Source organism: Eudoraea chungangensis, assembly GCF_029360665.1.
In the GTDB taxonomy this organism is placed as follows: domain Bacteria; phylum Bacteroidota; class Bacteroidia; order Flavobacteriales; family Flavobacteriaceae; genus Eudoraea; species Eudoraea chungangensis.
In genome coordinates, this window is record NZ_JARDUB010000010.1 from 2,501 (window position 1) to 5,538 (window position 3,038).

Annotated in this window: 2 tRNA genes and 2 rRNA genes (1 of these 4 cut by a window edge); all 4 read right to left on the reverse strand. The window is 49.0% G+C overall.

Annotated elements, in window-relative coordinates:
- Nucleotides 1–672 (reverse strand): 23S ribosomal RNA (locus PXG98_RS16375); it reaches 2,167 nt to the left of the window's first position.
- Nucleotides 673–838: 166 nt separating this feature from the next.
- Nucleotides 839–912, reverse strand: a tRNA-Ala gene (locus tag PXG98_RS16380).
- Between the two features lie 125 nt (nucleotides 913–1,037).
- A tRNA-Ile gene (locus PXG98_RS16385) sits at nucleotides 1,038–1,111 on the reverse strand.
- Nucleotides 1,112–1,280: 169 nt separating this feature from the next.
- A 16S ribosomal RNA gene (locus PXG98_RS16390) occupies nucleotides 1,281–2,809 on the reverse strand.
- The 16S and 23S rRNA genes sit together here with 2 tRNA genes alongside, the layout of an rRNA operon.
- Between the last annotated feature and the right edge of the window lie 229 nt (nucleotides 2,810–3,038).

Below are 3,038 nucleotides of genomic sequence, written 5' to 3' on the forward strand. Positions count from 1 at the left end.
TATTCAGACTCGCTTTCGCTGCGGCTCCGCCCCTGAAGGGCTTAACCTCGCTAGCAACGGCAACTCGTAGGCTCATTATGCAAAAGGCACGCCGTCACCCATAAAGGCTCCGACCGCTTGTAGGCGTATGGTTTCAGGTTCTATTTCACTCCCCTGTTCGGGGTTCTTTTCACCTTTCCCTCACGGTACTGGTTCACTATCGGTCTCCCAGGAGTATTTAGTCTTGGCGGATGGTCCCGCCGGATTCACACAGGGTTTCACGTGCCCCGCGCTACTCAGGATACCACTATCAATAACATAACCTTACCCATACGGGGCTATCACCCTCTTTGGCCCAACTTTCCAGTTGGTTCCGGTTCAGTATGCATCGAATATCGTGGTCCTACAACCCCGATATTGCCGAAACAACATCGGTTTGGACTCTTCCGCTTTCGCTCGCCGCTACTAACAGAATCACTCTTGTTTTCTCCTCCTCCGGCTACTTAGATGTTTCAGTTCACCGGGTTTGCTTCCCTTGCGGGATACCATATCTTCAATATGGTGGGTTGCCCCATTCGGACATCTGCGGATCATATCGTATGTGCCAATCCCCGCAGCTTTTCGCAGCTTATCACGTCCTTCATCGCCTCTGGGAGCCTAGGCATTCCCCATACGCCCTTGCTTAGCTTGTCGCCTCGCCTCGTATTCTTCGGTACTTCTTGTACCTCTCTATTAAATTCGTGTTTTCCCAAAGTATATCTATTGTATAAACAATAAACATACTCTGTCTCAATATGTCAATGAACGTTTTGGTACTAAAATCTCTATCCCTTGATAAAAACCATCTAGCATACCATCGTGGAGAATACCGGAGTCGAACCGGTGACCTCCTGCGTGCAAGGCAGGCGCTCTAGCCAGCTGAGCTAATTCCCCCTTTCTCTTCCGTTGATCGCCTCTTAGCTTTCAACGCGGCGGAGCCAACTTCTAGAATTTCCTTCAATATGTTATTCTCAATGAACGTACTTCCCTCGTAAACCTTAGCCTACGAATACTTGTCGTAGTCTCAGGCAGACTCGAACTGCCGACCTCTACATTATCAGTGTAGCGCTCTAACCAGCTGAGCTATGAGACTTCGTTAGTCAAGAATAAAGCCCTCCTACTCCTTTGAGTCTTTCCAAAAAAAAACCAAAAAAATAAAAAAACAATACCCTCTTATTTTATATAATGACAAACATTATTTTGAGATAAAGGAAACCAAGGATCAAGTAAAAAAAAAAATCTACCTTCAGTGATTTCTCTAGAAAGGAGGTGTTCCAGCCGCACCTTCCGGTACGGCTACCTTGTTACGACTTAGCCCTAGTTACCGATTTTGCCCTAGGCCGCTCCTTGCGGTGACGGACTTCAGGCACTCCCGGCTTCCATGGCTTGACGGGCGGTGTGTACAAGGCCCGGGAACGTATTCACCGGATCATGGCTGATATCCGATTACTAGCGATTCCAGCTTCACGGGGTCGAGTTGCAGACCCCGATCCGAACTGTGACCGGTTTTATAGATTCGCTCCTTCTTGCGAAGTGGCTGCTCGCTGTACCGGCCATTGTAGCACGTGTGTAGCCCAGGACGTAAGGGCCGTGATGATTTGACGTCGTCCCCACCTTCCTCGCGGTTTGCACCGGCAGTCCCGTCAGAGTCCCCAACATTACTTGCTGGCAACTGACGGCAGGGGTTGCGCTCGTTATAGGACTTAACCTGACACCTCACGGCACGAGCTGACGACAACCATGCAGCACCTTGCAAAATGTCCGAAGAAAAGTCTATCTCTAAACCTGTCATTCTGCATTTAAGCCCTGGTAAGGTTCCTCGCGTATCATCGAATTAAACCACATGCTCCACCGCTTGTGCGGGCCCCCGTCAATTCCTTTGAGTTTCATTCTTGCGAACGTACTCCCCAGGTGGGATACTTATCACTTTCGCTTGGCCGCCCACTGCTCAAGGCAGCGGACAGCTAGTATCCATCGTTTACGGCGTGGACTACCGGGGTATCTAATCCCGTTCGCTCCCCACGCTTTCGTCCATCAGCGTCAGTACATGGTTAGTGACCTGCCTTCGCGATCGGTGTTCTATGTAATATCTATGCATTTCACCGCTACACTACATATTCCGGCCACTCCACCATGACTCAAGACAACCAGTATCAAAGGCAGTGCTACGGTTGAGCCGCACCATTTCACCTCTGACTTAATTGCCCGCCTGCGGACCCTTTAAACCCAATAATTCCGGATAACGCTCGGACCCTCCGTATTACCGCGGCTGCTGGCACGGAGTTAGCCGGTCCTTATTCTTACGGTACCGTCACCAGGATACACGTATCCCTTATTCTTCCCGTATAAAAGCAGTTTACAACCCATAGGGCCGTCTTCCTGCACGCGGCATGGCTGGATCAGGCTTCCGCCCATTGTCCAATATTCCTCACTGCTGCCTCCCGTAGGAGTCTGGTCCGTGTCTCAGTACCAGTGTGGGGGATCCCCCTCTCAGGGCCCCTACTTATCGTAGCCTAGGTAAGCCGTTACCTTACCTACTAGCTAATAAGACGCATAGCCATCCTTTACCGTTCGAAAACTATAACCTATTAGAAATGCCTCCAATAGGTACTACGGGGTATTAATCCAAATTTCTCTGGGCTATCCCCCTGTAAAGGGTAGGTTCTATACGCGTTGCGCACCCGTGCGCCACTCGTCAGCGGATTGCAAGCAATCCCTGTTACCGTCCGACTTGCATGTGTTAGGCCTGCCGCTAGCGTTCATCCTGAGCCAGGATCAAACTCTTCATTGTTGTATCGTAAAATACTTCTACACCTACACAATAAATCTGTTTAATACCCGACCCTTCGTTTTTAATCCTCTATTCTCAAAATAATTCTTTCCTTATACAATTACTATAAGTAACTATATAAGAAACGCTGTCTGTCAATATGTCAATGAACTTCCTTTAACGCTCAAACTCTACCCCATCTATACATCACATCCCTGCCTAAGCGGCTGCAAATATAAACACCTTTTTT